1 protein-coding gene is annotated in these 2674 nt (G+C 39.0%); it reads left to right on the top strand.

Translation table 11 applies throughout. The features are described 5' to 3' along the window. Positions 1-1528 precede the first annotated feature (1528 nt). Positions 1529-2008: a DUF4383 domain-containing protein gene (locus E5S67_RS31590; protein ID WP_172193385.1), complete on the top strand. Its 480-nt coding sequence runs from the start codon at positions 1529-1531 to the stop codon at positions 2006-2008. Positions 2009-2674: the final 666 nt, after the last annotated feature.

Raw genomic sequence — 2674 nt, 5'->3', positions numbered from 1 at the left:
ATTTCAATTGTTTGCTAAATATAATCTTTTCAATTTTCCTAACTTGAAAAGATTTGATGCCTTTTCACAATTCATTTAGGATTGCTATATTACCAGAAATAGCATTAATAAATTGTATATCAACCAAAAAAGCGGTAGATTTTAGGTAATAAATTACCGGATTTAGCGCCCTTGTGATGATGGTAAAAGCCATCTATAATACGTTGCTGATATGTTAGATGGTTTGGTCAACAGCCAACAGATTTCTTTCGCCCAAGTGCTTATGGATAGCTGGTATGCGTACCAAAAACTGATAGCAAAATTGACAGTTTGGGAAATATTTACTATTGCCGATAGAAAAAGAATCGTTTAGTACATGACACCGGAGGAGTATCCAAGTATAAATAAATAACTAAAAAAAATTGAGAGGACATCACAAGAAATCCAGTCAGGAAAACTCATAAAAGTTCGCAACTTCTCGACAAACAAAAATTTTTTGGTGTTACTGTTTATACCAAAAGCACGGAATATATAGCAACCAATGACTTAAACCAATGTGACACAACCGATATCAAAAAAGTTGATATAATGCGTTAAAAAGTTCAATAATTTCATCCCGAAGTCAAACACTTAATCGGCATAGAAGCTGCTCATTGCCCCAAGTTTTGTTCATATTAATCATATTATTTTTTGTACATTTTTACTGTGGAATTGCCTCTAAAAAATAACACATTTAATTGGAGAAATAAGAGAAATTTTAATAAAATGTATTGCTATATTTAATATATAAATGAATTAAAATTCACTATATATTGCCAGCTAGTTTAAAATAAAACTTGGTAATGTTTTGAAAATTTAACTTTTTAAATTCGTGACAATGGCTCACCTATTTTTCCGAGGATTCGGAATTTTTAGAACTCTATATTATATAGCGTCTATGCGTAATTCCTGAGGGACTCACGATCGCGGAGCGCGACAGTTGATGCAGCAACAAAGCCCGTCTCCGATAATTGTCTAGCCCGTGAGTGACCGCGCTCGCGAGCAAGAGTTCGTTTATGTTTCCAGTCGCTCACGCTCGCGTCGAACTCACGTTAATCAAGTTAGTTGTTGATAGCCGATCTGATCCAGTGCTGCTTACATGGTGGGTGAAGCGGCTGTAGAGATTATTAAATGTATGGCTTTATCCCCCCACTTAAGGGCAACTAAGAAACATTTCGATGAAGCAATCGGCTTCATCCTTTAGTTATCGAAGAGTTTGTCACTCTGCATTAATCCTACCGCTCTAATTCTTCCTTTTGATAGAGTAAACGGGCTAAAATATGGCTTTAATAGAAAGTATTATTGCACTGCTTCTAGGAGATTCTCAAATGAAGAGTGGGGAGTAGGTGAAGAATAGGAATAGATAATCTGACGGTACTTGCGGGGTATATCTCGCCTCAGCTTACCCAATAGTATTTCTTTCTATTCTTTAGGGAACTCCATTGAAGTGAAAATAAAAGCGATAAGAACACCATTCAAGAAGATTTGAAAAAATGAGGGAATAAAAAAGATGGACAAAATGAACAGCGAAAATATGGGACAGCGTTACTGTGCCCTGATTATCGGAATCCTCTTCGCGGTTATAGGTGTAGCTGGATTTGTACCAGGTCTTGTTTCACTGCCACCTACAGGTGCTGCTATCCCGGTTGATACATCTCCTAACATCTATTCGGCGGGATTTGGCTATCTATTCGGGCTATTCCCAACCAATCTCTTGCATAACATCGTACACATAATAGTTGGGATCGTGGGGATTGTTGCCTATACCAGTTCAGGTGGTGCGCGTCTCTACAATCGGGGTTTTGCGATCGCCTATGCCTTAATAGCAATCATGGGATTGCTGCCAGTCGCTCAGACAACGTTCGGCTTAATGCCGATTTTCGGGAATAATGTTTGGTTCAACGCCTTAACAGCCATCGTCGCTGCCTACTTTGGGTTTTTCCAACCGACACAAACAATGCCACAGATGAACACGTCGCCCAGATCTTAAGAGACGACTGATACCGTCCTACTGCGGGATGAGTGTATGCTCATTCCCGTAGCTGGATGGTTTTTGGATTGAAAAAATGCGGTACAGTTTCCTGAATTTATTCGTGGATATCTTTTAAGAAGAGCTTAGAAAAAATCCTCTTCCAATCTATAGCTCTAGGTAGAAAGCGAGGGAAACTGTAGCCGTTAATTTGTTTAATTAGAGGCAGCAACTCAACCTAAAATACTTTGCTCTCTAGAGGTCTGTTTGTTTGACATTTTTTTGAATTGATTCAAGCTTTTATCCCGATAGCTAGCACATCAAGCACAGTAATATTAGGTAAGAAATCCAAATATTTTATCACGTCAAAGAGCTAGAATTCAATTCGCGGTTGTCCGATCCAGATCCACACCTTGCTAGGTTGCTCCTAGAACATTTCGGTTGAGCTAATAGCGAACTAAAAGTGGCAATGCACTATTTCACTGAGGCATTAGTCGCCCGCAAGCCGTACCGCGACAAATACGACATGGTGATGGATATTGCGACTGGAGTTTACCATTAGTCCAGTCCTTTAGGTAGAAGCATAGGTTAATAAATACTGTAGTTTAGACTAACCAAAGATGAGAACGGTGGCCAAAGAAGAACTAGAGCCACCGCGCCAGGAGAGAATGAGGGTGAAAAAGAAAA

This window comes from Microcoleus asticus IPMA8 (genome assembly GCF_013179805.1).
Lineage (GTDB): Bacteria > Cyanobacteriota > Cyanobacteriia > Cyanobacteriales > Microcoleaceae > Microcoleus > Microcoleus asticus.
The sequence above is the reverse complement of the archived record's forward strand: the minus strand, read 5'-3'. Positions and strand labels throughout refer to the sequence as shown.

What these genes read in the sequence shown, in the direction of transcription:
- E5S67_RS31590 (WP_172193385.1), top strand. Translation starts at nt 1,529, where the DNA reads ATGGACAAAATGAACAGCGAAAATATGGGACAGCGTTACTGTGCCCTG.